The organism is Thioclava sp. GXIMD4215, assembly GCF_045291555.1.
Taxonomy (GTDB): domain Bacteria; phylum Pseudomonadota; class Alphaproteobacteria; order Rhodobacterales; family Rhodobacteraceae; genus Thioclava; species Thioclava litoralis.
The window spans coordinates 110,823-134,726 of the sequence record NZ_CP149516.1; the positions used below are offsets into that span (position 1 = coordinate 110,823).

Sequence of the window (23,904 nt, forward strand, 5' to 3'; positions counted from 1 at the left end):
CCCCTTCCGCTGACGGACCTCCTCATGACCTATCACTTCAACTTCGACTGGCTGGCCACCTATTGGCCGGTCTTCGTGTCGGGCGTCTGGATGACCGTCCAGCTGATTGCCGTGGGCGGCACGGTCGGCATCGCGCTCGGCATCTTTTGCGCATGGGCCCGCAGTTCGGGGCCGCGCGGCCTTGGGGCCTGTGTTGCCATCTATGTCGAACTGATCCGCAACACACCCTTCCTGATCCAGCTGTTTTTCATCTTCTTCGGCCTGCCTGCGATCGGCATACAGATGAACGAGGTTGTGGCCGCAATGCTGGCGATGGTGATCAATCTGGGTGCCTATAGCGCCGAAATCATCCGTGCCGGGATCAATGGCGTGGCCAAGGGGCAGTTTGAGGCAGGGGCCTCGCTGGCCATGAGCCCTGTCCAGACCTTCCGCCATATCGTTCTGGTGCCCGCATTGCAGAAGATCTGGCCCGCACTGGCAAGTCAGGTGGTGATCGTGATGCTGGGCTCTTCCGTGGTCAGCCAGATTGCTGTCGAAGACCTGACCTATGCCGCGAATTTCGCCCAATCACGCAGCTTCCGTGCCTTCGAGGCCTATTTCGTGTCCACCGCCATCTATCTGGCGCTGGCCATAACCTTACGCCTGATCCTGATGCAGATCGGCCATCGCATCTTCGCCACCCGCCGGAGGGCCGCCCGATGATCCAGTTCACCCTCACGGATATTTTCTGGCAGCTTCTTCTTGCCACCCGCTGGACGATCCTGCTGTCGCTTGTGTCCTTTATCGGTGGCGGCCTGTTGGGGGTTATCCTGCTGTTCGGCCGCATCGGCAAATTCGCCATGCTGCGCCGGATGATCCACCTGTATACGGAACTGTTTCAGGGCACACCGCTGCTGATGCAGCTCTTTCTGGCCTTTTTCGGTCTGGGTCTCGTCGGCATTGAGGTCTCGCCCTGGGTTGCGGCGGCCACAGCCCTGATCTTATGGACCGCAGCCTTTCTGGTGGAAATCTGGCGCGGTTGCGTCGAGGCCATCCCGAAAGGACAGTGGGAGGCCTCCGCGTCTCTGGGCATGACCTATGTCGAACAGATGCGCCATATCATCCTGCCGCAGGCATTGCGCATCTCCATCCCGCCGACCGTCGGCTTTTCGGTACAGGTGATCAAGGGCACGGCGCTGACCTCGATCATCGGCTTTGTCGAGGTCACCAAGGCCGGCACCGTGCTGACCAATGCAACCTATATGCCCTTTACCGTCTATGGTCTGGTGGCGCTGATCTACTTCGCGCTGTGTTTCCCGCTCTCGTTCAGCGCCCGCATCCTTGAAAGGAAGATGAATGTCTCTCATCGACATTGACGCCCTGCGCAAAAGCTACGGCACCAACGAAGTGCTCAAGGGGATCGACCTGCATATCGAGAAAGGCGAGGTCATTGCCCTGATCGGCAAATCGGGGTCGGGGAAATCCACGCTCTTGCGCTGCATCAACGGGCTTGAAACCATCAATGAGGGCGCGATTTCCGTCGCAGGCGAGCAGCTTTTGCAGGACGACCTGCACCTGAGAGCGCTACGCCAGAAGGTTGGAATGATCTTCCAGCAGTTCAACCTCTTTCCCCACAAGACCGCAGGCGAAAACGTGATGCTGGCCCAGCAGGTCGTGAAAAAACGGTCCCGCAGCGAGGCCGAGGCTATGGCCCGCCGGATGCTGGAGCGCGTCGGGCTCGGGGCGAAATTCGACGCCTATCCCGACCAGCTTTCCGGCGGACAGCAACAGCGTGTGGCGATTGCACGGGCGCTGGCGATGGAGCCGATCGCCCTGCTATGTGACGAGGTCACCTCGGCGCTGGATCCCGAACTGGTGGCCGAGGTGCTGCAGGTGGTGCGCGATCTGGCCGCCGAAGGGATGACCCTTGTCATGGTCACCCACGAGATGGCCTTCGCCCGTGATGTCTGTTCGCGGCTGGTCTTCATGCATGAGGGTCGCATCCACGAGATCGGTGCCCCCGAGGAGGTGTTCGCAAACCCCAAGACACCGGAATTGCGTAGCTTTATCGGGATGCATTAAAGCCTCTCCGGCCAGACAAAACCGCGCATTGCAGGCACGCGCCCCTGCTTGCGGCCGATGGCCTCCATCGTGCCGCGCGGTGCCGGATGGGCATCATGACCCGCGCAAAATGCCGGATCCCGCCGGAAGGGGGCTACTCTGCGGCGGAGAAACATCCGTAGGGATGCGGGCGGTGGCGGCTTGCCATTGCATGGGCCAGCCCCGCCACAGAGCTTGCGGCCATCTTGCTCATGACGGCCGCGCGATGAACCTCTATCGTCTTGATCGACAGCTCCATGTCGCTGGCCATGACCTTGTTGGGCTTGCCCTCCAATATGCCCTCCAGCACCTCGCGTTCCCGCCCGCTCAGGCGGGCCAGCCGCGCCTCCAGCCGCTGTTGTCCGGCCAGAACATCCAGTCGCGCGGGCGCCAGCCGTAACGCGCGCTCGGTCACATCCAGCAGATGCTGTTCCTTGAAAGGCTTTTCGATAAAGTCATCCGCGCCCGCCTTCAACGCCTCGACCGCCATCTGCACATCGCCATGCCCCGTCACGATCAGGATCGGCAGCACGAAGGATCTGGCGCGGAGATGACGCAGCAGTTCCAGCCCGCTCATTCCCGGCATGCGTATATCCATCACCAGCACCGCAGGCGGCAGCGGTAACAGGTCCGGCAGCGCCTCCAGAAAGGCCTGCCCACTGTCCCAAAGCCGCACCTCATGGCCCACCGACGCAAAGAGAAAGCGCAGCGATTGCCGGAACCCCTCGTCATCATCGATACTCCAGATCAGCGGATCCCTGTCGCACTGGCACATGGCCGACCCTCCTGTAATGCCAGACTGGCGGGCAGGACAAAGCACATTCTCACGCCCCCTCCCGTTGCGGTCTCGGCCCAAAGCCGCCCGCCATGACTTTCGATAATCGTGCGGCAGATCGGCAGACCAAGCCCGAGCCCTGTCGCCTTGGTGGTGAAAAACGGGGCGAAAAGCTGTGCGGCGGCGGCCTCTGTCAGCCCCGTGCCGTGATCGCGGAGCGTGACCACGACCTTGCCCCCCCTGACACAGGTGGCCAAAACAATATCGCGCGGCCCCGTCGCCTGCGGCGCGGCCTCTGTGGCCTCCAGCGCGTTCTGTAACAGGTTGAGCAGCACCTGTTCGACCTCGACCCGATCCGCCAGAACGGCAGGCAGATCCGCGGCCAGTTCCAGACGGAGCGGAATATCGTGTCGTGCCGTGGCTGCGGTGAAAAACTCGACCACCTCACGCAGGACCACATTCAGGTCGAGCGGGCCGCGTTGCGCATCACGACGATGCAGGAAGCCACGGACCCGTCGCAGAATGGCCCCCGCGCGTTCGGCCTGACCGGCAATCCCGCGCGTGCCGTGGCGCAAGAAGGCCGGATCGGGCTGACCACGGTCGAGGACGCGGGTCAGCCCTTCGGCATAATTGGCAATCGCGGCCAGCGGCTGGTTCAACTCATGCGCGATAGACGAGGCCATTTCGCCCACGATCCCCAGCCGCGCATACTGGTTGCGTTCCTCAAGGTGCTTTTGCGCGCTCCGCTCGGCCTTCTCCCGCTCGGCGCTTTCACGCCGGAGCTCCGCCGTGCGGCGACGCACCAGAATCTCGACCCGTGCCCCGTGTATCGCCCACAGCGCCAGCGCCAGACTAGCCGCAAGCACCCATTGCCAATGGGCCAGAAGATACTGCCGCACCCCCGGCGGATCGAGCGAGGCATAGGGGCCGATATGCAGCGCCCGCAACAGGGTATGGACAGGCGTATAATCCTCCGGTGCCGTCCATGCCTGCCCGGCGGTTTCGGGCATAGCCAGCAAGGCGGTGGCCACGGTCTTGGCAAGACGTTCATCGCTGCCCGCCAGCCGTGCAAAGGGCCAGTCGGGATAAAGGCGCGAGGAAAGCTGACAGGGAAAACCGGCACTCTGGCGCGCGCCCACAACCGCAAACTCCGCCCGACCGATATGCCCCCGCGCGATTTCATCCTCGAGCATACAGGCCCGCAGCACCGCAGCATCTGCGCGCCCCTCGCGCAGGGCCGTGATCACATGGTCCATCGGAAAGCCTGTCTCGACCAACGCGGCAAGACGGTCAGAGGGGACGCCTGCGCGGCGCAGTTCCTGCGCGGCAACCTGCCAGCCGCCAAACGCCTCCGTACTGACCACGGCAAGCCGCGCCGAGGCAAGATCGGACAGACGGGTGGCATGTCCGGGACGGTTTCGCACAATCACCGCAGACCCGACCGTATCGGTAGGATAAGCCCGGTCGAAGCTTTGCAAGGTCGCGATACGGGTGACCCCGAACCGCGCTTCCAGCGTGAGATAATGGCCGGGATTGGTGATGACGAAATCAAGCTGGCCCGCTGCAACCGCCTTGGTCAGCCCCCCCAGATCAAGCGGCACAAGCACGACATCCGCCTGCGGCAAAGCCTTTGCCAGTCTCGCCACGGTCGGCGCGAAATCCTGCCGCGCCCGCGCAGCCCCCTGAAAGGCCAGCACCCCCACACGAATATCCTGCGCCGCCGCAGGCAAAGCCACGACAAGAAAAAGCGCCGCCAGAAGGCCGCGCAGGGCGGAATGCACAGTAAGCATGCCCACAGAATGCCGCAATCGGGCAGATCGCACTTTGCTCTGTGTCAATATCCGGTCGGCAAACCTCTTGCCGTAACGGGGGTGTTACAGCGGTCGTGACCGGAGGCCTGCCGCTCCAAAGCCGCCCCTGCGGACGGCTTTGGACCCGGACATAGCGTCAGTACCGCGCATCGAAGGGCTTGGGATCTTTGAGCCAGTCATTGACCTTACCGGCAAAATCGGGCCGCGGCATGTGGGTGAAATACTCCGCCACATCGACCGCGTCCTGATCGCTCAGCCCCCCTTGCCCCAGCGGGAAACCGTCATGCATCGCAATCGGCATATTATGTTTGACGAAAGCTGCCGCTTTGAAGGTCCGTGCCATGCCCGCCCCGATATTGAAGGATTCCGCCCCCCAGAGCGGCGGATAGACCACCCGCCCCTCGGCATCCTTCACGCCCTCGCCCTGCGCGCCGTGGCAGGCGGCACATTGCGCGGTATAGATCTGCGCGCCGCGTTCGGGATCAGGGGTCAGCGAGGTGTCGATCTTGCCGATCCCGCGCCCCTCGACCTTGTCCTCGGGGCGGGTTTTGCCGCGCATCCAGTCGTAATAGGCAAGGAAGGCCGCCATTTCGGCACTGTCTCTGGCCAGAGGCTTGCCATTCATCGACCGCTGGAAACAGCCATTGATACGCTCCTGCATATCGATCACCTTGCCGGGCCGCGTCATATAGGTGGGAAAGAAGGCGGTGACACCGACATAGGGCGAGCCATCGGCCACGGTCCCCGCATTGAGGTGGCACGATGTACAGTTCAGCTTGTCACCCACATGGTCGGGAAGCAGGTCGCGGGTTTCGGCATTGAGCCGCATCCCATAGACCAGTTCTTCGGCATTGGGCGCATCCAGCAGCCCCCGCAGGCGCGGCGTGACAAAGCTTGACGCATCCACCGACGGGTCCAGCGCCTTGCGGGCTTGCGCCACCTGCGCCGTTGTGACCGGCGGAGCGCCCGCCCCCCAGTTCTCGCGCAGGAAGCTGAGGATCTCGGCAATCTCGTCATCCCCCAGCCGTGCGAAGGACGGCATATGAAAGGCGCGCGGATGGGTCTGGGTCTGTGCGCTGGCTCCGCCGGTCAGGGTGATGTGCAAAAGCGTGGCAGGATCGCGCGCGGCAATGGTGTGATTGCCGGCAAAGGGCGGGAACACGCCGGGCACGCCGGCCCCGTTCGGTCTGTGGCAATCCGAGCAGAACTGCATATAGCCCAACCCCCCCGCCGTGGTATAGGTCGTCAGCGGCACGGGCGCGCCAGTGGGCACCTCATCGGCCTGCCGCACAGCAGCGCCAGAGGGAAGGCTGTCCATATAGACGGCCATCGCTGTCAGATCGGCGTCGCTGATATGCTGGGTCGAATGCGAGATCACATCGACCATGCTGCCCGACACCGTGCCGAAACGGTTCTGCCCCGTTTTCAGTAACTCGACCATATCGGGCACGCTCCACAGGTTGCGCAGCGAGACCGCGTTCCAGTGTTCCACCTCGGCACCGGCCAGAAACCTGTCCCCCTTGGGCCCCGTGCCATCCATAGTGACTTCCTGAAAACCTATGCCACGCGGCGTGTGACAGGCTCCGCAATGCCCCAGCCCCTGCACGAGATAGGCCCCGCGGTTCCATTGCGCACTCTGCGCCGGATCGGCGGCAAAGGGGGTCTTTTGCAGGAAAGCCGTATTCCATAACCCCAAGCCCCAGCGCTGGTTGAACGGAAAGCCGAGCGCGGTGCGCGGCGGAGTGTCCTTCACCGGTTCCAGCCCTTGCCGGAGATAGGCCCACAGCGCCCCCATATCCGCCGCGCTCATTTTCGCATAGGACGGATAAGGCATGGCCGGATAGAGATTATGCCCGTCCTTTGCCACCCCCTTACGCATCGCACGATCGAATTCGGCAAAACTCCATGCCCCGATACCGGCCTCCGGATCGGGGGTGATATTGGTCGAATAGATTGTCCCCATCGGGCTTTCCAAAGCCAGCCCGCCCGCCATTTCGGCCCCGCCTCTGGCCGTGTGACAGGCCACACAATCGCCCAACTCGGCAATGTAGCGCCCCTGCGCGACCAGCGCCGTAGGCGCCTCGCCCGCAAAGCCCGGCGAAAGTTCCGGATCCAGCGCGGGGGGCTGGAGCGCCCAAAGCACCCCTCCCCCGATCACAAGCGCCACTGCACCGGCCCCATATGCGAGCCGTTTCCTGACTGATACCGCTGCCTGCCGTGCCATATGTGTGTCCTCGCGGATATGCTGCTGGGTCCCCAGAGCCTACCGCCCGTCAACCGCTCCGGCAATTTGGGGGTAACCCGCAGGCGGTTAGGGTTTACCCTAAGCCGCACGGGGCCGCAGCACCCCGGCCAGAGCGCCCCACCATTCAAGACCCCTCTTCAAGAATTGGACAGAAACACAGGTCGCGCTGGACCTTTCCAATATAGGAACCATATTGGTTCCAGTAATGGCGGCCAACCGGCACGCGCAATCACAGCACAGGTATCCTCATGGTCTTTCTTTCCAGACGGTCTTTTCTTCTTTCCGGCGTGGCAACGGGTGTTTGCATGACCAGCGGGACACCGCTTCTGGCACAGGATGCCAACGGATTTCAGGCGGCGGCTTCTGCCATGTCGCAAAACACCGCCCCGATGACCCCCGGCCTACAGGGCATCACCGCGATATGCGAGGTGACGGGGGGCGGCGAGAAAGTCTATGCCATCGCCGTCGAATATGACACCGAGATCGACCCCGAAAGCCTGTCGACCAGCAGCTATAGCGCCGCTGTGGTGCCCACAGCCGATGGCTATTACCCCGGCATGCCCGCAGGCCCCAGCAATAACGACACCGAGAAAACGCCTGTCGCCCGCGAGATTATCGCGATCTATACGAACGACACCGCGATGCGGCGGCTGGACCAGAGCTCGGTCAAGGGCCGCTATGTGATTGCCGAATTCGCCCATGCGGACGATCTCAGCCAGCCCACCACCGATAGCGAGAAGGTCCGCCTGACCCAGACGGCAGAGATCCGCACTCTCGCAGGGGCCAGCTATCCGGCAGCGGACAAACAGTGGAGCAATGTCTCCGGTCACGGAACCTCAGTGGCCATTCGTGGCGTGGATGCATGGGAGCAGAACCATTGGTGGTGGGATGACAGCCGCTCGGCGTGGCTGGAATATAGTATCTACCTGCCCAAATCCTTCCTTGCCGAGGGCGGGGAAGAAAAATCCTATCCCCTGATCCTTGCGATCACCCATTCCGGCACAAGCTATGATGGCACCTGCAAGGAGACGCTGACCGAAACCTGCATCGCCAGCATCTGGGGGATGCCGGAACAGCAGGCCAAGGAGGAATGCGTCGTCATCACCCCCCGCTACGAACGGACCACAATGAACGATTACTGGGAGCATACCGCCGATGTGGAAAACACCTATCGGCTGGTGCAGTCGCTTTTGTCCAACACCTGGAATTACGGCAATCCCAACCTGTCCGACCGGCGCGACAAGGTGCTGAAAATCGACCCCGCCCGCGTCTATTGCACGGGCTGGTCAATGGGGGCGATGACCTCGCTCTGGCTGATGGCGCACCATCCCGAAACCTTCGCGGCGGGTCTGATCATTGCCGGTCAGCAACGGCCGCAGGATGTCGTGGGGCTGGCCGATCAGAACCTGCTGATCATCACCGGCACGGAAGACCAGAAATCCACCCCCTGGACCGAAGCCTGCCTGCCGGTCTGGCGTGATGCGGGGGCCAAGATCACCCGCCCCGATACCACGCTCGATCCCGATCTGATCTTCCCTGTCACCGATCAGAAGGCGCTGGACGATCAGGTGAACGGCTATCTGGATGAGGGCGGCAATATCACCTTCCTGACCTTCGAGGGTGTCGATCACATGGCCTCGGCCCGCAAGTTCTTCTATATCTCCGCCGCGCGGGACTGGCTGCTGTCGAAGACCAAAGCCTGAAGAAGACCAAAGCCTGAGCGGGCCAAGGCACGGCCCGAGGCGGCATCATTGCCCGTTCCAGACCCTGCAACCCTTCTGGCGGGAGCGCGGCGCCTCTGGTTGCCCGCCCTGCCAAGTCCTATGGAGCCAGACCAATAGGGCCAGACGGAGGCCGGTCGGGCGCGTCTTCTGCACATGCCAGCAAATGCCGGACCACGAAAAAACCGGAGCGTCAGGGACGCTCCGGTTTTCGTGCTTTGCCGGTTTATGGGAGGACCGGACTTAGGGAAAGGCTCAGGCCTGACTGGGCTCGGCGGCCTCGCTGGAATGGATCGTGCTTTGCGGCAACGGCGGCAACTCTCCATTAAGCGCGCGGTGTAGCTGCTCTTTATCCAGCTTGCCTTCCCAGCGGCTGACCACGATGGTTGCCACGGCATTGCCGATAAAGTTGGTCAGCGAACGGCATTCGGACATGAAACGGTCGACCCCCAGAATCAGCGCCATCCCTGCCACAGGCACAGTCGGCACAACCGAAAGCGTTGCCGCCAGTGTGATGAAGCCCGCCCCCGTCACACCTGCCGCACCTTTCGAGGACAGCATCGCCACGAGCAAGAGCAGGATCTGGTCGCCCAAGGAAATATCGATATTCATCGACTGGGCAATGAACAGCGCCGCCAAGGTCATGTAGATATTGGTGCCATCCAGATTGAAGGAATAGCCGGTCGGGATCACCAGACCCACAACAGGACGGGCACAGCCTGCGCGCTCCATCTTTTCCATCAGGGCCGGCAGGGCCGATTCCGATGAGGACGTGCCCAGCACCAGCAGCAGCTCGGCCTTGAGATAGGCGACCAGCTTGAAGATCGAGAAGCCGCAGAGCCAGCCCACCACTCCCAGCACGCCGAAGATGAAGATCGCGGCGGTCAGATAGAACGTGCCGACCAGCATCGCGAGATTGGCGATGGAGCCGATGCCATATTTGCCGATGGTAAAGGCGAAGGCCCCGAACGCGCCCAAGGGGGCCGCTTTCATTAGGATTGCCACCAGACGGAACACGACAAGCGACAGTTTCTCGCAGAATTTCACAACCGGCTGGGCGGGTTCGCCGACCAGAATGCAGCTTACCCCGAACAGGATCGCAACCAGAAGAACCTGCAGGATATTGCCATCCACAAAGGCCGAAACCAGCGTTGTGGGGATAATGCCCATAAGGAAGCCCTGCAGCGAGGTCTCATGTGCCTTTTCGGCATAGCTGCTGACCTTGCTGGTATCGAGGGTGGCAGGGTCGATATTCATCCCCGCCCCCGGATGCACCACATTGGCCACGATCAGGCCAACGATCAGCGCCAGCGTCGAGAAGAACAGGAAATAGCCAAGCGCCTTGGCGGCAACCGACCCCACATGCTTGAGCGACCCCATGCCGGAGAGACCGGTCACGATGGTCAGGAAGATCACCGGAGCGATGATCATTTTCACCAGTTTGATAAAGGCGTCCCCGATCGGCTTCATCGCCTCGCCGACGCTGGGATAGAAATGGCCAAGAACGGCACCACACGCGATGGCGACCAGAACCTGAAAATAGAGATGACGATAGAACGGAATATGCCGATGGGCGGTCGTGCCGCTGCTCTCGAACTGCATCTGCTCCTCCACATGCTTTGAGATTGCAGCGAGCATATGAAAACCCAGCGGGGAGTCCCATTTTCACGGAAATTTTGTTAACTCTTTATAAATCATAAAAATTCACATTTTTCGGCGCGCAAAACTGTTTCGCTTTCCACACAGTTGAAAATCACATAATGTGGAAAGTGAAACATTCATGACGGATATACGCGCCACATGACACAGACAGACTCGGCTTCATGGTGGCGCTGGGGGCCTGCCCTGCTTGGGGCGGGCTGCACGCTCTGTCTGCTGGCCCTATATCTGGTGGCCGACCACCAGCTTTCCAAGAGGCTTGCCGCAGACGCCGCCACAGATGCCCATATGCGGGTTCTGGCGATTGCCTCGGAACTGGCACGCCAAAAATCTGTCGGCGCGGTGCTGGCAACCGATCAGGGCATTATCGGCACACAGCAGGATGCCACCCCCGCGCAATGGCAACGCCTTTCGGAACGTCTCGAGGAGCTGAATGCCGATATCAACGCCTCCGTCATCTATGTCACCAATGTCCAAGGGGTGGCGGTGGCGGCCTCGAACTGGCGCGACGAGGCGTCTTTTGTGGGCACCTCCTACGGGTATCGCAGCTATATCCGCGACGCCTTGCAGACCGGAGAGGGCCGCGAATATGCGCTTGGCTCGGTCAGTCACCAGCCGGGTCTGTATCTGTCGCGCCGGATCGGCGGGGCACAGGCCCCTTTGGGCGTGGTGGTGGTCAAGCTGACCTTCGATGTGCTCGAAAATGGCTGGCGCGGGTCCGATCATCTGGCGTGGATCACGGACCGCGACGGGCGGGTGACGCTGACCTCCGACCCCGCCCTGCGCTTCGGCCCCTCGCCCGTAAGGGGGCCGGTCACTGTCTCCGAGGCAGTACCCGGCTCGGGGTGGCAGCTGCATCTGCATGTCGCGCCTTGGCCCGCGCATCTGCTGGCAGGCGCGATCACTGCGGGGGGCGCCCTTGTGATGGCCGCGCTGTGGCTCGCGCACCGGACGTTCCGCCGCAGGCAGCGGGTCGCCGCGCAATATCGCGACCGGCTCGAACGCGATGTCGAGACCCGCACGCTGGCGCTGACCCGCCAGATCCGCGAGCGCGAAGAGGCCGAAGCGCAGCTGGCGGGCATGCAGGCGGCGCTGGTACAGGCCAACAAGCTGGCCTCGCTGGGGCAGATCTCGGCCGGGGTGGCACATGAGATCAACCAGCCGCTTTCGACAATCCGGCTGCTGGCGGAATACGGGCAGGATGCGGTTCCCGCAGGCCAGCAGCATGACCCGCTGCGCGACAATCTGCGCCAGATCGTGGAGATGTCGCACCGGATCGGTACCATCACTTCCGACCTGCGGGGCTTTGCGCGCAAATCGCGCGGCAATCGCGAGCCGGTTTCGCTGCGCGCGGCATGGCAGGCCTCGCTCAGGCTGGCGGCCAGCCGCCGCGCCACCGAAGCCGTCGGGATCAGCGCGCCCGAAATCCCGGAAGACCTGCTTATCGATGCGGAATCCGTGCGTCTGGAACAGGTTCTGGTCAACCTTATCCAAAATGCCCAAGAGGCACTTTCGGGGCGGTCGGATGGGCGGATCTGGCTGGAGATCGTCCGCCACGAGACACAGATCTCGCTCTATATCTGCGATAACGGGCCGGGGTTGGCGCCTATGGTGGCACGCGCGCCCTTCACGCCATTCCAGACCACCAAGGCCACAGGACTGGGGCTGGGTCTGGTCATCTGTCAATCCATCCTGCGCGATTTCGGTGGCGATCTCAGCTATGATCCGGCGGCAGACCGGACGGGGGCGCGCTGGCGCATGGATCTTACCCTCTGGGAGGCCCGATGACCCACGGCCTGATACGCCTGATTGAGGATGACGCCCCCCTGCTGGCCGCCCAGCGGCAAGGGCTGCAAATGGCGGGGTTCGAGGTCGAGGGGTTTGCCGACCCCTTCGAGGGGCTGGCGGGCCTGACCGAGGACTGGCCCGGTGTCATCCTGTCGGATGTGCGCATGCCCGGCATGGACGGGATCACACTGGCCCGCAGGCTGCGCGAGATCGACCCCGATCTGCCCGTCATCCTGATCACCGGACATGGCGATGTGGAAATGGCGGTCGGGGCCTTGCGCGACGGGGTCTATGATTTCCTGACCAAGCCGGTCAGCCGCGCGACACTGGAAGCGACGCTGCATCGTGCGCTTGCCGCAAGACGGCTGGTACTGGAAAACCGCGAATTACGCGCCGCCCGCGATGAAAGCGGCCAAGCCCCCGATCTGATTGGCGAAAGTGCCGCCATGCGGCATCTGCGCGATGCCGCCCGACATGTGGCGGCCTCCGGCGTCAACGCCCTGTTTCTGGGGGAGGCCGGTGTGGGCAAAGAGCGACTTGCCCGCCATATCCATGCCCTCAGTACAAGACGGACCCGCCCCTTCGTCTCGGTAAATTGCGCCGCGATCTCGCCCGAACGTTTCGATGCCGAATTTCTGGGGCGCGTGGGTGGCTCCGGCCCCCATATGCGCAGCTTCGGGCGGATCGAAAGCGCCTCGCGCGGGTTGCTCTATCTCAACGGGATCGAGGCGCTCGGCCCCGAGATGCAGGCCCGCATTCTGGAGGTCATCGAAACCGGCCAGCTCTGGCCGGTCGGTGCCACCTCGGCGCGTGCGGTCGATCTTTGGGTCATCGCGGGCACCCGTATCGATCTTGGAGCCGAGGTTGCGGCAGGCCGGTTCCGCGACGACCTCTATTACCGGCTGAGCGGCCTCAGCCTGACGCTCCCCCCTTTGCGGGCGCGCCGCGAGGATATCGGGCCGCTGTTTCGCCATTTCGCCACCAGTGCCGCGGCACGTCGCGGGAAAACGGTGCCCCCCCTGACCGAAGTCGATCAGGCGCATCTGGACGTGCATGACTGGCCCGGCAACCTGCGCGAACTGGAACAGTTTGCCGAAACCTTTTGCCTCGGGCTGGAAAATGGCCCCGCCCCCGAAACCGGCGGCGACATGTCCCTTTCCGAGATGGTCACGCGATACGAGGCCGCTCTTTTGCGCAATGCGCTGCGCGCCGAACGCGGAAATGCCACCGCCGCGATGGCCCGTTTGCAACTTCCCCGTAAGACTTTTTACGATAAACTGGCCAAACACGGCATCCGTAGCAGCGATTTCCGATAGCCCCCGCCCGCCTTTGCGCAAGGCCCCGAAGAACCGGCCTATAGAAATCCTGTGACGGAATGTCGCGATTTATGGCCGGAATCTCTTGCGATTTCGCTGTGATGGGCTAAGACAGGGCAGAGTATTTCGGAGGACGTTCATGCGCGCACGTATCTACCAACCCGCGAAAACCGCGATGCAATCCGGCGTAGCGAAAACCAAGCAATGGGTTTTGGACTTCACGCATGAAGGCGCGCGCGACCTCGATCCGCTGATGGGCTGGACCAGCTCCTCGGACACCCAGTCGCAGGTCCGCCTGCGCTTCGAGACCCGTGCCGAGGCCGAAGCCTATGCCAAGGACAAAGGTCTGGAATACACCGTCACCGAGCCCCACAAACGCGCCGCCAACATCCGCAATCGCGGCTATGGCGAAAACTTCTCCTCCGACCGCCGCGGCAACTGGACACATTGAGGGTGTAAATCGGAGCAAAGTTGTCTCGAAATGGGGGCAAGGATCCCGCGAAGCCAAGCTCCGATCAAGATATAGGGCGCCCATTGGGCGCCTTTTCTATATCTTGGTTCTGAAGATCCTCGTCGACGAAGAGCTTCAGAACTTGCCGACAATGTCGCTATTTGCTCCTGAAACGGGCCATACCGGGAAGTGAGCAGAACATGAGTTCTGCATCCTCGACACGTCCCCAGAAGAATTCTCCTCCCAAGCTCTCCAGTTTTCCACTGGACTTGTTCTTGAACTGCTGCTCGACTTCTTCGGCGCTTTTGATGTCGGGGAATGCTTGCGAGGTCATCTGAATTTCCCACTTCCCCGGAGAAGCCGGAGGAATGCCAGCATTCAACTCTCCGCAACGACGACTGGGAGCATTGGAAATTCCGATTTTGAGAACCCCAGACTTATCCCCTATCGACTTTTTCCTGCCGATAAATGCGTGTCCGTCTCCTTTGTAAACGGCGAGATAAAGGAAGGTCTCACCGTCTTCATAGACTGAGGTCCGCGTTCCGGCGCTACCAGGAAAGGCTCGCGACGGTCGAAAAACTTCAGCAAACGGCAATATCTGCGCATCAGACTCTTCAAGTGGTTCCTCACCGAATACGTTGACTTCGCGGACCCTGATCTTCAACGCTTCGGAAATCTCATCGTCATCAAGCTCAGCACCATGCACGGCCAGTGCCTGACCTGCCTTCGGATCGTATGATTTGAAAGCAATTCGTCCGATCATCATTTTTTCTTCGGCCCGCCATGCGCGACGAATGGGAATGCCATAGCTCCATCGATCAGCCCAGCCATTATCGCGTTTGCGCTGCATACCCACTTCTGAAGACTTATCGCTGTCATGGATTGGCGTCTTTTCAATTTCGACAAACCCCGAAACGTATGAGCGTAACGCCTTTTCCGTTTCGGCCGTGCTTGCACCATATATCATAAGCAAATCGCCGTCGTTTAACTTGCGCAGATAAGCATCTCTGGCTTGTTCTTGAGACCAGCCGACATAGCCATCATCTTCCGGTGAGAAGCCATAAAAAGAACGAATACGGATGCGTTTGCCTGCCGGCAGTTCATTAGTCATTCAACGGTTCCTCAAATGAAATCGAACTTGGCGATTCCGACGTGAAAAGCAAGACGCCCCTTACAACCCTTCAACTTGAATGCCGTTTTCTGCCAACCAAGTCTTCCGCCAGCGCCAATCTGGAAGATGTTGCTCTACCTTGATCCAGAAGTTGGCTGAATGGTCCGGGTAATGCGCATGTGCCAGTTCATGCACCACTACGTACTGGGCAATACGAGGCGGCAAGAGAATAGCTTTCCAATGGAATGAAACGCGTCCATCGGAACCGAAGGACCCCCACCTGAAGCCCAAGTCTTGAACTTTGACCTCTTGCACGGAGACCCCCATGCGATTGGACAGTTCCGCGACCTGCTTTTCGAACCATTGCTGGGCGCGTCTGGAATACCATGAGACGAAGATATCTCGCCCGCGATGCATCGAGCTACGCCGCAAGCAGAAAGCTGTTGGCCCCCACATCGTCCCAGGCGATGTAGCGGATGGTCTGGCCGCGCCCGCCGTCCCATCCTGCCAGTCCTTCAACCGTCAGACCTTTAAGGAGGAGTTCCGTGACCGCCTGATTGGCCTCCATCAACCCGCGATGGCCGTGGCGGGTGAGCGCGCTGACCGCCTCGGACAGCCGCGCCTCATCAAGCCAAGGCTGGCCATCGGGGCCGAGATTGATCGCGCGCAGGCGCTCGCGCAATGTGGCCTCGGCGATGACTTCCTTGAAGCTGGTGCGGCCCGTCAGGGTGGGGTCATCCTTGCTTCCGGTCTGCGCGGTCCAGCCCATGGCGACGCATTGGTCGATGAAGGGCTTTTCGACGTCGTCGTATTCATGTCCCATGGGCAGACCCTTCGGTTACAGCAGCGCGGTGACGGGCGTTCTGCCGGTGAGCAGGTCATCCATCAGGCCGGATTTCTGGGAGATCAACTTCGCCAGCGTTTGGCGTTCCGCTTCTTCCTTTTCATCAGCGGCCGTGAGGCGCTCGGCAATAGCAAGCTGCTCATCGTGAGTAGGCCAATAGCACCAAAACTCCCCCAATTCAGAGCGATTTATTTTGGGGAAACCGCTTCTCATCGAAACCGCCTCAGCGAAGCGCGAAAAGCTTTCACCCAAAATCAGACCAAGAAGAAAACGCGCATCCACCCCCGCTTTTGGCCGAAGCGGATACATGTCGGCGCTACAGAGAGCCTCTTGGTCAGACACAATCGCTTTGCGAAGATAAGGACGAATTTTGCTGTAAACGATATCACCAGGTTCGAGTTTGTACTTGCCAGAAATTGCGGCCTGTTCAGCTGCGGTATGTCTGGCAAGCAGACGTCCAGTTTCGCTTTCGATGTGATCAGGGGCAATCAGAACCCAGTCTCGATACGGAAGCTGCAATGGACTCACCTGCCCCTGAGGGAAGTCAACTTTGCTTACGAACCTCTCGTGCGTCCACTCCTTCGGCAGCCAACCGAGCGGGGTTTGCTTGTAGAGGTGGGGGGCCTCGGGCTGTGGGGGGCGGAGGTCTCCGTTGGCGTCGATGCCGCGGGTCAGCAGGTCATGCAGCAGCCCCTGCTTCATCGCCTTCAACTTGGCCACCACCGCCTCGGTCCCCCGTATCGCCGCATCCAACGTATCGAGGATCTCGGCAATCTTGACGGCTTCCTCTGTTGGCGGCAACGAAAGATCGATATCGCCGAATTCTGATCCGGAAATTTCTAAGAAGGTGGTGCCAGAGGCTCGCCGGACCATCTCAGGTTTGATCTTGTCGACCAGATGATAGAGGAAATCGGTCATTTGCTCATTGAATGGCACCAGCGACTTGAAGCCTTGGTTTGTCGCCATTGGTACGGAGTTTACCGCTCGCGCGCCGAGTGTCGCGCGCGATGTAATGAGCAAGGACTGAGCCGGAAGCAGGTTTGCGCCGCTCCCAGACAGGCCCGCAGCCGAGATTGTCTCTGCCGTCTCGTGAATTTCCTTTGTCGGCAGGGACGTCAGTTCCCCCGGGGTGACCCAAGGAATACCTCCATCCCAGAGTGACGGGACATCGCGAGAGGGAGTGCCCCCGCTCACGATCCTGCCAACTTCCTGCATCTTGACCCTGTTCCAGTGAGCAGGGGTGCTTTCGAGGAATTCCGAATATTCGGTGATGACCTCAGACATACCCCAGCCCCTTCAGGAATCCGGCGAGCTTGTCGGTAGCCTGCGCTCGTGCGCCTTCGATCTCGGTAAGGGTGACGCGATACTTGTCCTCGAGCGCGGTCACGATGGAGGTGCGCCATGCATCGGCCACGCCCTTGGTCCCGCGCGCCATGAGGGTGAGGAAGTCGAAGCGCGACTGGTTCCAGAACTGCGCGATGATCCCGCGTACGGTGAACGGGTCCAGCATGGCGAGGCTTTCGAGCGTGGTCGAGAAGCTGGACAGAAGCTCGTCGCGCAGGGCGATCAGCGCGGTGGCGCTGTCATCCCCTGCCAGCGCGGTGATTTCATCGATGTGGGCGTCCCACCAGGTGTTGAAATTGTCCCAGATCTCGGCCTCGCGCGCCATGAGGCCCGCATTGGTCTCGATGGTCGGTTTGATGTCGGCCTTGGCGGTGATCGTGGCGGCGAAATCGAGATAACGTTCATCGCGCGGGGTCAACAGGTCCATCGGGTTCAAGCCGTGGGACTTGAACAGTTCGGCCTTGGCCTCGACTTCGGGCTTCGGGATGCCGCCGACAAGGTGGGCGCGCACGTCATGCGGTTCGGGCGGCGGCGCGTTGTCGGCGTAGCGACGGATATTGAGGTTCCAGTCGTTCGCTTCCAGCGTGTCGATGTCGACGATGGTCGAGAAGCCGGGGATCTCGCGGTATTCCTCGAAGGTAGTGACGATCTTCTCGATATGCTCGGGCATCAGGTGGTTCTGTGCGCGGCCCTCGAAATACTCGCGGTCGGCATTGATGAAGAGCACTTTGCCCTGACGGTCGGCGGGCTTGCCGGAGACAAGGTTTGCGCCGTCGTGTTTCTGCTGGCGCAGGACGATAACGCAGGCGGGGATGCCGGTGCCGTAGAAGAGCTGCGGGCCGAGGCCGATGACCGCCTCGATCTGGTCGCGTTCGATGATCTTCTGGCGGATCTTCGCCTCGTCGCCGCCGCGGAAAAGGACGCCGTGGGGCATGACGGTCGCGATCATGCCGCCGTCACGGGTGACGTGCAGCATGTGCTGGAGGAACATGAGGTCGGCCTTTTTCGAGCCGCGGGGAACTTCGTGGAAGAAGCGTTCGGGGAACTTGGGCTCCCAGAGGTAGTTGCCGTCCTTGTCTTTGTCCTTCGAGCCCCAGTTGATCGAAAAAGGCGGGTTGGTCAGAATCCGGTCAAAGCGCAAGAGTGAGCCGGTGTTCTCTTCATCAAAATGCTTCGGGTCCCCAAGAGTATCCTCATTTTGGAGGTTCGGGCTCTCCATGCCATGAAGAAGCATGTTCATTTTGGCGATGGACCAGACGGTCCCCGCATATTCCTGACCAAATAATTCGGCCTTTCGGCCATCTTCACCGTTTTCGTCAATGAATTCTTTGGCGGCGATCAACATACCGCCTGAGCCACAGCAGGGATCGTAGATGCGATGTTTGAGGGATGGTTTCAACAGCCGCACCATCATTCGGACGACAGAACGTGGCGTATAGAACTCGCCGCCTTTCTTACCCGCAGAGTCCGCGAATTCCCCGATCAGATATTCATATGCTGCGCCGAGAAGATCAGGAAATTCAAAGTCCTCATTTCGAAGTTGGTGTTTCTGGAAGTGCAGGATGAGCTGCCGCAGCTTAACATCGCTTATCTTGCTCTGGCCGATTGTTCTCGTAAAGCTGATATGATTGACAACGCCTTCAAGCGCGGTGTTCTCGGATTCAAGGCCGCCGAGTGCCTTGTTCAGAAAATCGCCGACATTCACGTGAGCATTATCTACGAGATAGTCAAACCGCGAATGGGGCGGGACCCAGAATTCGCCGGTCTTGCCATACCATGCCTTATTTTCCGCATCTTTAGCCGCCTTCCGTAATGGGGCGTACTCTGTCAAGCGCTTTTCCCACTTATAAATCAGCCCCCTACGCCCTTGGCGTGGTGGTGAGGCGAGGTGTGTTCGGCGCGGAGACCTCGCACATCGGAGCGCCGGACGCACCGGATCTCTGGCCAGCCCACCGCTTGTTCGGTGTTGTCCGCTCAAGGCCGTGCTTTTGCGAGTGTGCCGAGGGGTTTCCCGTACCGGGATGATGCTTCCGTCCGTAGTCAGCGCGGTGGCTGCCACATCATGCCTGGTCCAAATGCGGTGCCCGAGTGCCTATCTGATCAGCGCGCTCAGACAGCAAGTGTCTGGCAACAAGGCGGCTGTCGGCATCATCGGGGACCGCGTCCCGGCAGGGACCTCGGTGAGCATCGCGTATCGGCGCGGCCCTATCCTCCTTTTGCAGGTTGCGCGTATTCGGTGGCCGTCGACGCTTACGCCGACGCGGCCATCGCCTTTTCACGTGTGAATTGGAACTCGGTGCCATCACGCCACATGCGGTGCAGCACGACCCCGATGCGCCGCGCAAGAGCGACCGTCGCACGTTTCTTCCCGCGCCGCCCGGCAACACGCAACGCCCAAGCTGTCAGCCAGTTGGGTCGCGCTCGGTTCAACATCACCGTCGCGGCCAGATAGAGCGCCGTGCGCAAGGAGGCATCTCCTGCCCGGGTGATCTGGCCGACGACGTCGCGCTCCCCGGATTGGTCCCGTCGGGGCGTCAAGCCGACCCATGGGCCGACATCCTTCGATGAGTGAAATCGCTCCGGATCCATGCGTCAGGATGTTCACTCATGATAGGACTCCATTTACCTTGTTAAGATCAGAAACTTCATTGCGCTAGCGTCTCGTCCGGATTTCAAACCCGCCATCATGGCTCCGCGAAGCGACCCCCATGTTTTTCGGGGACCCAGCCGTGGAAATCAGGAAATCCGCGATGAGTGCGGCGGTCAACGCGGTGCCTCATAGGCTTTTGCGGTGTCCGCTCCAGCCTCGCCTTCCTCCACGCGATAGCTGTGCCTCTCGTTGCTGGGATCGCTTGGGGTGCGAGGCAAATGGTTGGGGAGCGGGGGCGCGCTTTCGACAAATCTTCTCACCCGCTCCAGATCCGGTTCAGCCGATCGCGTTGTCTCCCGATAGGCGATGATCACATGGACAAGACCGATCAGGCAGACCAACATTCCCGAGATCGAGAAGAACGCCTCAACCGGCATCATCGTGATCCTGCCAGTCTTCGACCGAGCGCGAGGATGACATCGACTGCATAAAACGCGTCACCCTCCGGCACGATAGGACTGGCGCGTCCCGTCAGATCATGGCGCAGGATGGCGCATATTTCGGGTGACAGCTTATCCAGCAGAACGGGCATGCCGGTTTCGTAGCACCGCAGCGCGTATGCGTAATCCCCTTCAAGCGCCGGGCGGATGTCGTGCTGCTTCCACGGCTCATTTAGGCGCTGCAAGGCCGGTGCTTCGCTGACGATGCAAACCGCCGCCAGATCATCTTCGTTCTGGCCATGATCCTCGTCGGGGTATCCGATCGAAACATTCTGAATGCGTGTACCCGCAACCGTTGAGGACAGCCGCCGATGCGAATGTCCGAAGAACCATGTGTCGATATCTGCCTGTTCTATCACATCGGTCAGATCCGAGTGAAAAGCTGGTGTCAGGCGCTCCAATTGGCCTGCGGCAGACGGGTGCGGGCCGTGATGGGTGACAACGAAGGTCCGCCCTTCGCCTTCGAAATGTGGGGTCGCCAAGCGCTCCTCCAGCCAAGCGCGATGCTCGCCATGCAGCCTGATGGTATCCTCGGGCGTGATCGTGACAAGATGAAGCGGCCGTACCACATCCGGATCGTACTTCTCATGATCTGGGGCTTTGATGGAAATCATATCAAAGTCGCGCATGAACCGGCGCGCGAATTGCATGGCCGCGTTTCTGTCGCCCATGAGGTCGAAGTCGGTCCAGAGAGTGGCACAGAAGTAGCGGTCGCGGCGATGGCGGAGTTCGGTCTTCTGAGCAAACCAGCTCCCGCAGTCACGGACCATGTCGCGCAGCCGTCTATCATCGTCGAGCCTGCTCCTGTAATAGTCGTGGTTCCCCGGAAGGATGCAGATACGATCCGCGGGTACGTAACGGGCCAGATAGGCAAGCGCGTCCTGCAGGGACGGACCGAGAGTATCTGACAGATCTCCGGCAATGATCAGGGCATCGAGGTCATGCTGAAACAGGCGATCCTCCAGCCCGTGGAATTTGAGCGGATTGCCTCCAAGCCAAAAGTAGGACTTGAGATGAAGGTCGGCCAGTACCGCAACGGGCCCGCCGTTATCCGGGATTTCAAGCACAGAGGGGCCTGGCAACTTCGCCTCCTTGACGACCTACGCGCGGGCAGCGAAAGTGCTGGCGCGGTTATGTCCGACGGGTCAATTAAGGGATTGATCCACGCGGAATTTCTATAGGTCTGTGTCAGTCTTTTCGGCGGTGCAACCCCCTCGCGAAGCGCCCCATTTTTTCGCAAAGACCGCAATGCGGCCGATCTCCAGAACCCGCTGGCGGCAACCGACTTGAAAAGATATTTTTCGCAAACTCTCCTGAGGTGGCTTCTCGAAGTTTTTCGCAATTTTTTGGCCGGCAGAACTACGGATCGGCACATTTCACCGGTTTTCGACCGGACCAAGGGGGCCATTCTTCGAATCAATCGAAGTGGTAGGCAGCCGTATCGAGCAAGGTCTTACGCATAATATCTGCACCAACGACCACCACAGAGTGCCCCACGCGCCGCTTACAGACAAATATTGTTTTTTGTCTATAATGCCCGATGCGTTCGGCCTTGGTTCACTTTTAAGCAATGTACTGACCTGAACGCAGGGATGGCTTTAACTATCGCGCTTGGCGGCTCCGCTCGAACGCTAACATCGCCACTTTCCTCTTGGCCGCGATATCGCGAACGGTCGCGGCAACCACTGGCTCGCCGAAATCAACCGGATTGAAGGGTCCCCCGTACCAGCGGCTCAGGTCTTTGTGCGCTGGGTGCCGATTATCAGCCATGGCTTCCACGAAATCCAGGAAACCGGGCGAGCCACCGACGTCTTCTGGGGGCGCAGTGCGCTCGCCATCCAGATATAGAGGGTAATCGACGTCTGCCGCCGCGACCCCGATATGTTCGATGGAGATGCAATGTTGCCAGTTGTCACCGAAATCATAGGTGTATTTAAACTCTGTAAGACCGCGCCCGACGAGGGTTTCCAAGCGCATGCTCTTGGCCTGATAATTTTTTTGGCCCCGTGCCGCGTCCTCGGGATCCCCGTAGACGCGCTCTCCAATGGTGAATTGATAGAGATGAGCGTTTTCCCAAGGCATTATGGCTTGGATGAGTTCGTGGAGGGCACGTAGGTTTGTGGTCAGGTTGACTTCCACCTGACGCCATATTGTCGGCTTGATATGCAAAAGCTCCACGCGCAGCCGAGCGATTTGGTGTTTCATCTGAACTCCTTGCGGCAGGAAGGACGGCCAAGCTACTATCAATTGCGCGCTATGACACCATCGCCCAACTCCACATCATCGAGGAAGGTGGCTATTGAAGATGAAGGTTTAAAACCTTTGAAATTTGTGTCCCTGCGAGATACAAAAAAGCCGTTAGTCAAACCGCTGACAAGCTCGGCTTGACTATCTTGCTCGCGATACGGTCGGGTCGCGTAACCCCATCTTCGTCATAGCCGGCGGCTCCAAGAACCTGAGCAACAAATCTTTCGGGGCAAACAGGAATTTCCAATAGTAAACGCGGCATGTCATCGGCCCTTACGCGACGAAAAGCTCGCCGGTTGGATATAATGAAGCTTCTTGTGTGCTTGCCGGCAGGGGGGGCTCTACGGCATGGTCGACCAGGCATTAGGCATGAAACAGCTGTAGAAGCGCCGCAGTGTGCCCCGCCAGACCATTACAGCGGGCCACATAACGCAACCGGCCCTATCCGGACATTCATCGGGCCGATCTACGCGGTGGTGTCGTTCACTGAACCAGCCATTCGTGGCACTGTGCAGCACGACCCGGTTGCTCGACGTCAGCAATGCGGACAAAGCGGCCTTTCGTCTGACCTAAGCTTTAGGTTTAGTGGCGGGGGGCGCCATGATCGCGCTGACCGCATCCCGGTTCGCTGTGCCCCAATCGCACAGGGGGACCAGCGCCTTGACGAGCGTCTCGCCGATACGGTTGTGGTCGAACTGGCCATCCGCGGCACCCATCGCGGGGCGCTGATGACGCCAACGGGTCCGCTTGCCGCAACTGGAAAGGTCATCGACGTCCCCTGTTGCGACGTCTTCAGGATGAAGGACGGGAAGGTCGCGGCGTTCCACTGCTACAACGCGTTCTCGATCATGCAGCAGCAGCTGTACTGACACTTCCGACCGAGGCTGCCCAAGAGGCAGCTTTGGCTCCGCACCTTCATTCGCCGCGGCTCGCGTATCCGACGGCACAGCGGACAATGCCGCCGTTCGCCGGTCGCCGCTCCAGCTTAGGTCATCCTACCTCCGAGCAGCCATAGGGAAGAAGCGGGCGCTTTCATAACCTCACTCACCACGGCGCTACCACTTTTCCGACTATGCCTTCTCCTCGATGATCTCGGTTTGCTCACCCACGAGGATGAGCGTGTTCTCATGGTCGAGAAAGGTTTGCTCGTCTGGAAAAACCGCTTGTTCGTAGGTTTCTGACCCGAGCACGGCTTTCATCCCTTCAGGGCTATCGAACCAGATTTCGGCGGTGCCATCGAAGTCGGCCTGCGGGACGGGAAACTCGCCTTCCGTCGGGTGGGTCTGGATGTAGCGAAGCACATGGGTCTTTGCCTCCGGGATCGAACGGAACAAGGGCCCGTGTGTCTCACGGTGGTGCCGCACGAAGGCCGCGTGGTCGATATCCGGATTGCGCTTCAGAAGCATTGTCATCTTGATCATGG

General features: G+C 60.5%; 20 protein-coding genes and 2 pseudogenes. 8 read left to right on the plus strand and 14 right to left on the minus strand.

The window, feature by feature from the left end; translation table 11 throughout:
- Window positions 1–24: 24 nt before the first annotated feature.
- Genes WDB86_RS15030 through WDB86_RS15040 form a run of 3 tightly spaced genes read left to right on the plus strand, consistent with a single transcriptional unit; the run spans window position 25 to window position 2,061 of the window.
- Window positions 25–702 (plus strand): amino acid ABC transporter permease, encoded by a 678-nt coding sequence (locus WDB86_RS15030; RefSeq protein WP_330646876.1) that lies wholly within the window; start codon window positions 25–27, stop codon window positions 700–702.
- On the plus strand, window positions 699–1,355 hold the full coding sequence (locus WDB86_RS15035) for an amino acid ABC transporter permease (protein WP_330646875.1): 657 nt from the start codon (window positions 699–701) through the stop codon (window positions 1,353–1,355). The genes WDB86_RS15030 and WDB86_RS15035 overlap by 4 nt, the downstream gene beginning before the upstream one ends.
- The gene (locus WDB86_RS15040) at window positions 1,336–2,061 is read left to right on the plus strand and encodes an amino acid ABC transporter ATP-binding protein (RefSeq protein ID WP_341485867.1); all 726 of its coding nucleotides are present in this window, start codon (window positions 1,336–1,338) and stop codon (window positions 2,059–2,061) included. The genes WDB86_RS15035 and WDB86_RS15040 overlap by 20 nt, the downstream gene beginning before the upstream one ends.
- Window positions 2,062–2,194: 133 nt before the next feature.
- Here the strand turns inward: WDB86_RS15040 and WDB86_RS15045 are convergent, their stop codons facing one another.
- The 3 genes from WDB86_RS15045 to WDB86_RS15055 all read right to left on the minus strand — a co-directional run bounded on the left by WDB86_RS15045 (window position 2,195) and on the right by WDB86_RS15055 (window position 6,889).
- A complete protein-coding gene (locus tag WDB86_RS15045) occupies window positions 2,195–2,854 on the minus strand; it encodes a response regulator (RefSeq protein WP_330646872.1) in 660 nt (219 codons plus the stop codon).
- Window positions 2,827–4,644, minus strand: a complete 1,818-nt coding sequence (locus WDB86_RS15050) for a PhnD/SsuA/transferrin family substrate-binding protein (RefSeq protein ID WP_341485868.1) — start codon at window positions 4,642–4,644, stop codon at window positions 2,827–2,829. The genes WDB86_RS15045 and WDB86_RS15050 overlap by 28 nt, the downstream gene beginning before the upstream one ends.
- A gap of 157 nt (window positions 4,645–4,801) precedes the next feature.
- Complete coding sequence (locus WDB86_RS15055) at window positions 4,802–6,889, minus strand: c-type cytochrome (protein ID WP_341485869.1); 2,088 nt, start codon at window positions 6,887–6,889, stop codon at window positions 4,802–4,804.
- A gap of 269 nt (window positions 6,890–7,158) precedes the next feature.
- Between WDB86_RS15055 and WDB86_RS15060 the strand changes: the two genes are divergently transcribed.
- A complete protein-coding gene (locus WDB86_RS15060) occupies window positions 7,159–8,613 on the plus strand; it encodes an alpha/beta hydrolase-fold protein (RefSeq protein WP_341485870.1) in 1,455 nt (484 codons plus the stop codon).
- Between the two features lie 273 nt (window positions 8,614–8,886).
- On the opposite strand, the gene WDB86_RS15065 is transcribed toward WDB86_RS15060, so the two are convergent.
- Entirely contained in the window at window positions 8,887–10,233 is a 1,347-nt protein-coding gene (locus WDB86_RS15065; RefSeq protein ID WP_330647273.1) for a dicarboxylate/amino acid:cation symporter, read from the minus strand.
- A 198-nt stretch (window positions 10,234–10,431) separates the two neighbouring features.
- Between WDB86_RS15065 and WDB86_RS15070 the strand changes: the two genes are divergently transcribed.
- The 3 genes from WDB86_RS15070 to WDB86_RS15080 all read left to right on the plus strand — a co-directional run bounded on the left by WDB86_RS15070 (window position 10,432) and on the right by WDB86_RS15080 (window position 13,845).
- Window positions 10,432–12,078, plus strand: coding sequence for an ATP-binding protein (locus WDB86_RS15070; RefSeq protein WP_330646868.1), 1,647 nt, complete (start codon window positions 10,432–10,434; stop codon window positions 12,076–12,078).
- Window positions 12,075–13,394 (plus strand): sigma-54 dependent transcriptional regulator, encoded by a 1,320-nt coding sequence (locus tag WDB86_RS15075; protein WP_330646867.1) that lies wholly within the window; start codon window positions 12,075–12,077, stop codon window positions 13,392–13,394. Before WDB86_RS15070 ends, WDB86_RS15075 begins: the two co-directional genes overlap by 4 nt.
- Before the next feature lie 139 nt (window positions 13,395–13,533).
- Complete coding sequence (locus WDB86_RS15080) at window positions 13,534–13,845, plus strand: ETC complex I subunit (protein WP_330646866.1); 312 nt, start codon at window positions 13,534–13,536, stop codon at window positions 13,843–13,845.
- A 157-nt stretch (window positions 13,846–14,002) separates the two neighbouring features.
- Here the strand turns inward: WDB86_RS15080 and WDB86_RS15085 are convergent, their stop codons facing one another.
- The 9 genes and pseudogenes from WDB86_RS15085 to WDB86_RS15125 all read right to left on the minus strand — a co-directional run bounded on the left by WDB86_RS15085 (window position 14,003) and on the right by WDB86_RS15125 (window position 22,439).
- Window positions 14,003–14,956 (minus strand): GIY-YIG nuclease family protein, encoded by a 954-nt coding sequence (locus WDB86_RS15085; protein ID WP_341485871.1) that lies wholly within the window; start codon window positions 14,954–14,956, stop codon window positions 14,003–14,005.
- A gap of 60 nt (window positions 14,957–15,016) precedes the next feature.
- Complete coding sequence (locus tag WDB86_RS15090) at window positions 15,017–15,373, minus strand: M48 family metallopeptidase (RefSeq protein ID WP_341485872.1); 357 nt, start codon at window positions 15,371–15,373, stop codon at window positions 15,017–15,019.
- Window positions 15,374–15,392: 19 nt separating this feature from the next.
- Window positions 15,393–15,779, minus strand: a pseudogene (locus WDB86_RS15095) (type I restriction endonuclease); the annotation flags it as partial.
- A 15-nt stretch (window positions 15,780–15,794) separates the two neighbouring features.
- Window positions 15,795–17,084 (minus strand): restriction endonuclease subunit S, encoded by a 1,290-nt coding sequence (locus WDB86_RS15100; RefSeq protein ID WP_341485873.1) that lies wholly within the window; start codon window positions 17,082–17,084, stop codon window positions 15,795–15,797.
- An 82-nt stretch (window positions 17,085–17,166) separates the two neighbouring features.
- Window positions 17,167–18,951: pseudogene (locus WDB86_RS15105) on the minus strand (class I SAM-dependent DNA methyltransferase); the annotation flags it as partial.
- Between the two features lie 443 nt (window positions 18,952–19,394).
- Complete coding sequence (locus WDB86_RS15110; RefSeq protein ID WP_341485874.1) at window positions 19,395–19,733, minus strand: transposase; 339 nt, start codon at window positions 19,731–19,733, stop codon at window positions 19,395–19,397.
- 174 nt (window positions 19,734–19,907) lie between these two features.
- Entirely contained in the window at window positions 19,908–20,174 is a 267-nt protein-coding gene (locus WDB86_RS15115; protein ID WP_341485875.1) for a hypothetical protein, read from the minus strand.
- Entirely contained in the window at window positions 20,171–21,316 is a 1,146-nt protein-coding gene (locus tag WDB86_RS15120) for a metallophosphoesterase (protein WP_341485876.1), read from the minus strand. The genes WDB86_RS15115 and WDB86_RS15120 overlap by 4 nt, the downstream gene beginning before the upstream one ends.
- 520 nt (window positions 21,317–21,836) lie before the next feature.
- Window positions 21,837–22,439: a plasmid pRiA4b ORF-3 family protein gene (locus tag WDB86_RS15125; RefSeq protein ID WP_341485877.1), complete on the minus strand. Its 603-nt coding sequence runs from the start codon at window positions 22,437–22,439 to the stop codon at window positions 21,837–21,839.
- A gap of 728 nt (window positions 22,440–23,167) precedes the next feature.
- Here WDB86_RS15125 and WDB86_RS15130 point away from each other — a divergent pair.
- Window positions 23,168–23,350, plus strand: coding sequence for a hypothetical protein (locus WDB86_RS15130; RefSeq protein ID WP_341485878.1), 183 nt, complete (start codon window positions 23,168–23,170; stop codon window positions 23,348–23,350).
- 201 nt (window positions 23,351–23,551) lie between these two features.
- Here the strand turns inward: WDB86_RS15130 and WDB86_RS15135 are convergent, their stop codons facing one another.
- A complete protein-coding gene (locus tag WDB86_RS15135; protein WP_339108567.1) occupies window positions 23,552–23,902 on the minus strand; it encodes an EthD domain-containing protein in 351 nt (116 codons plus the stop codon).
- Between the last annotated feature and the right edge of the window lie 2 nt (window positions 23,903–23,904).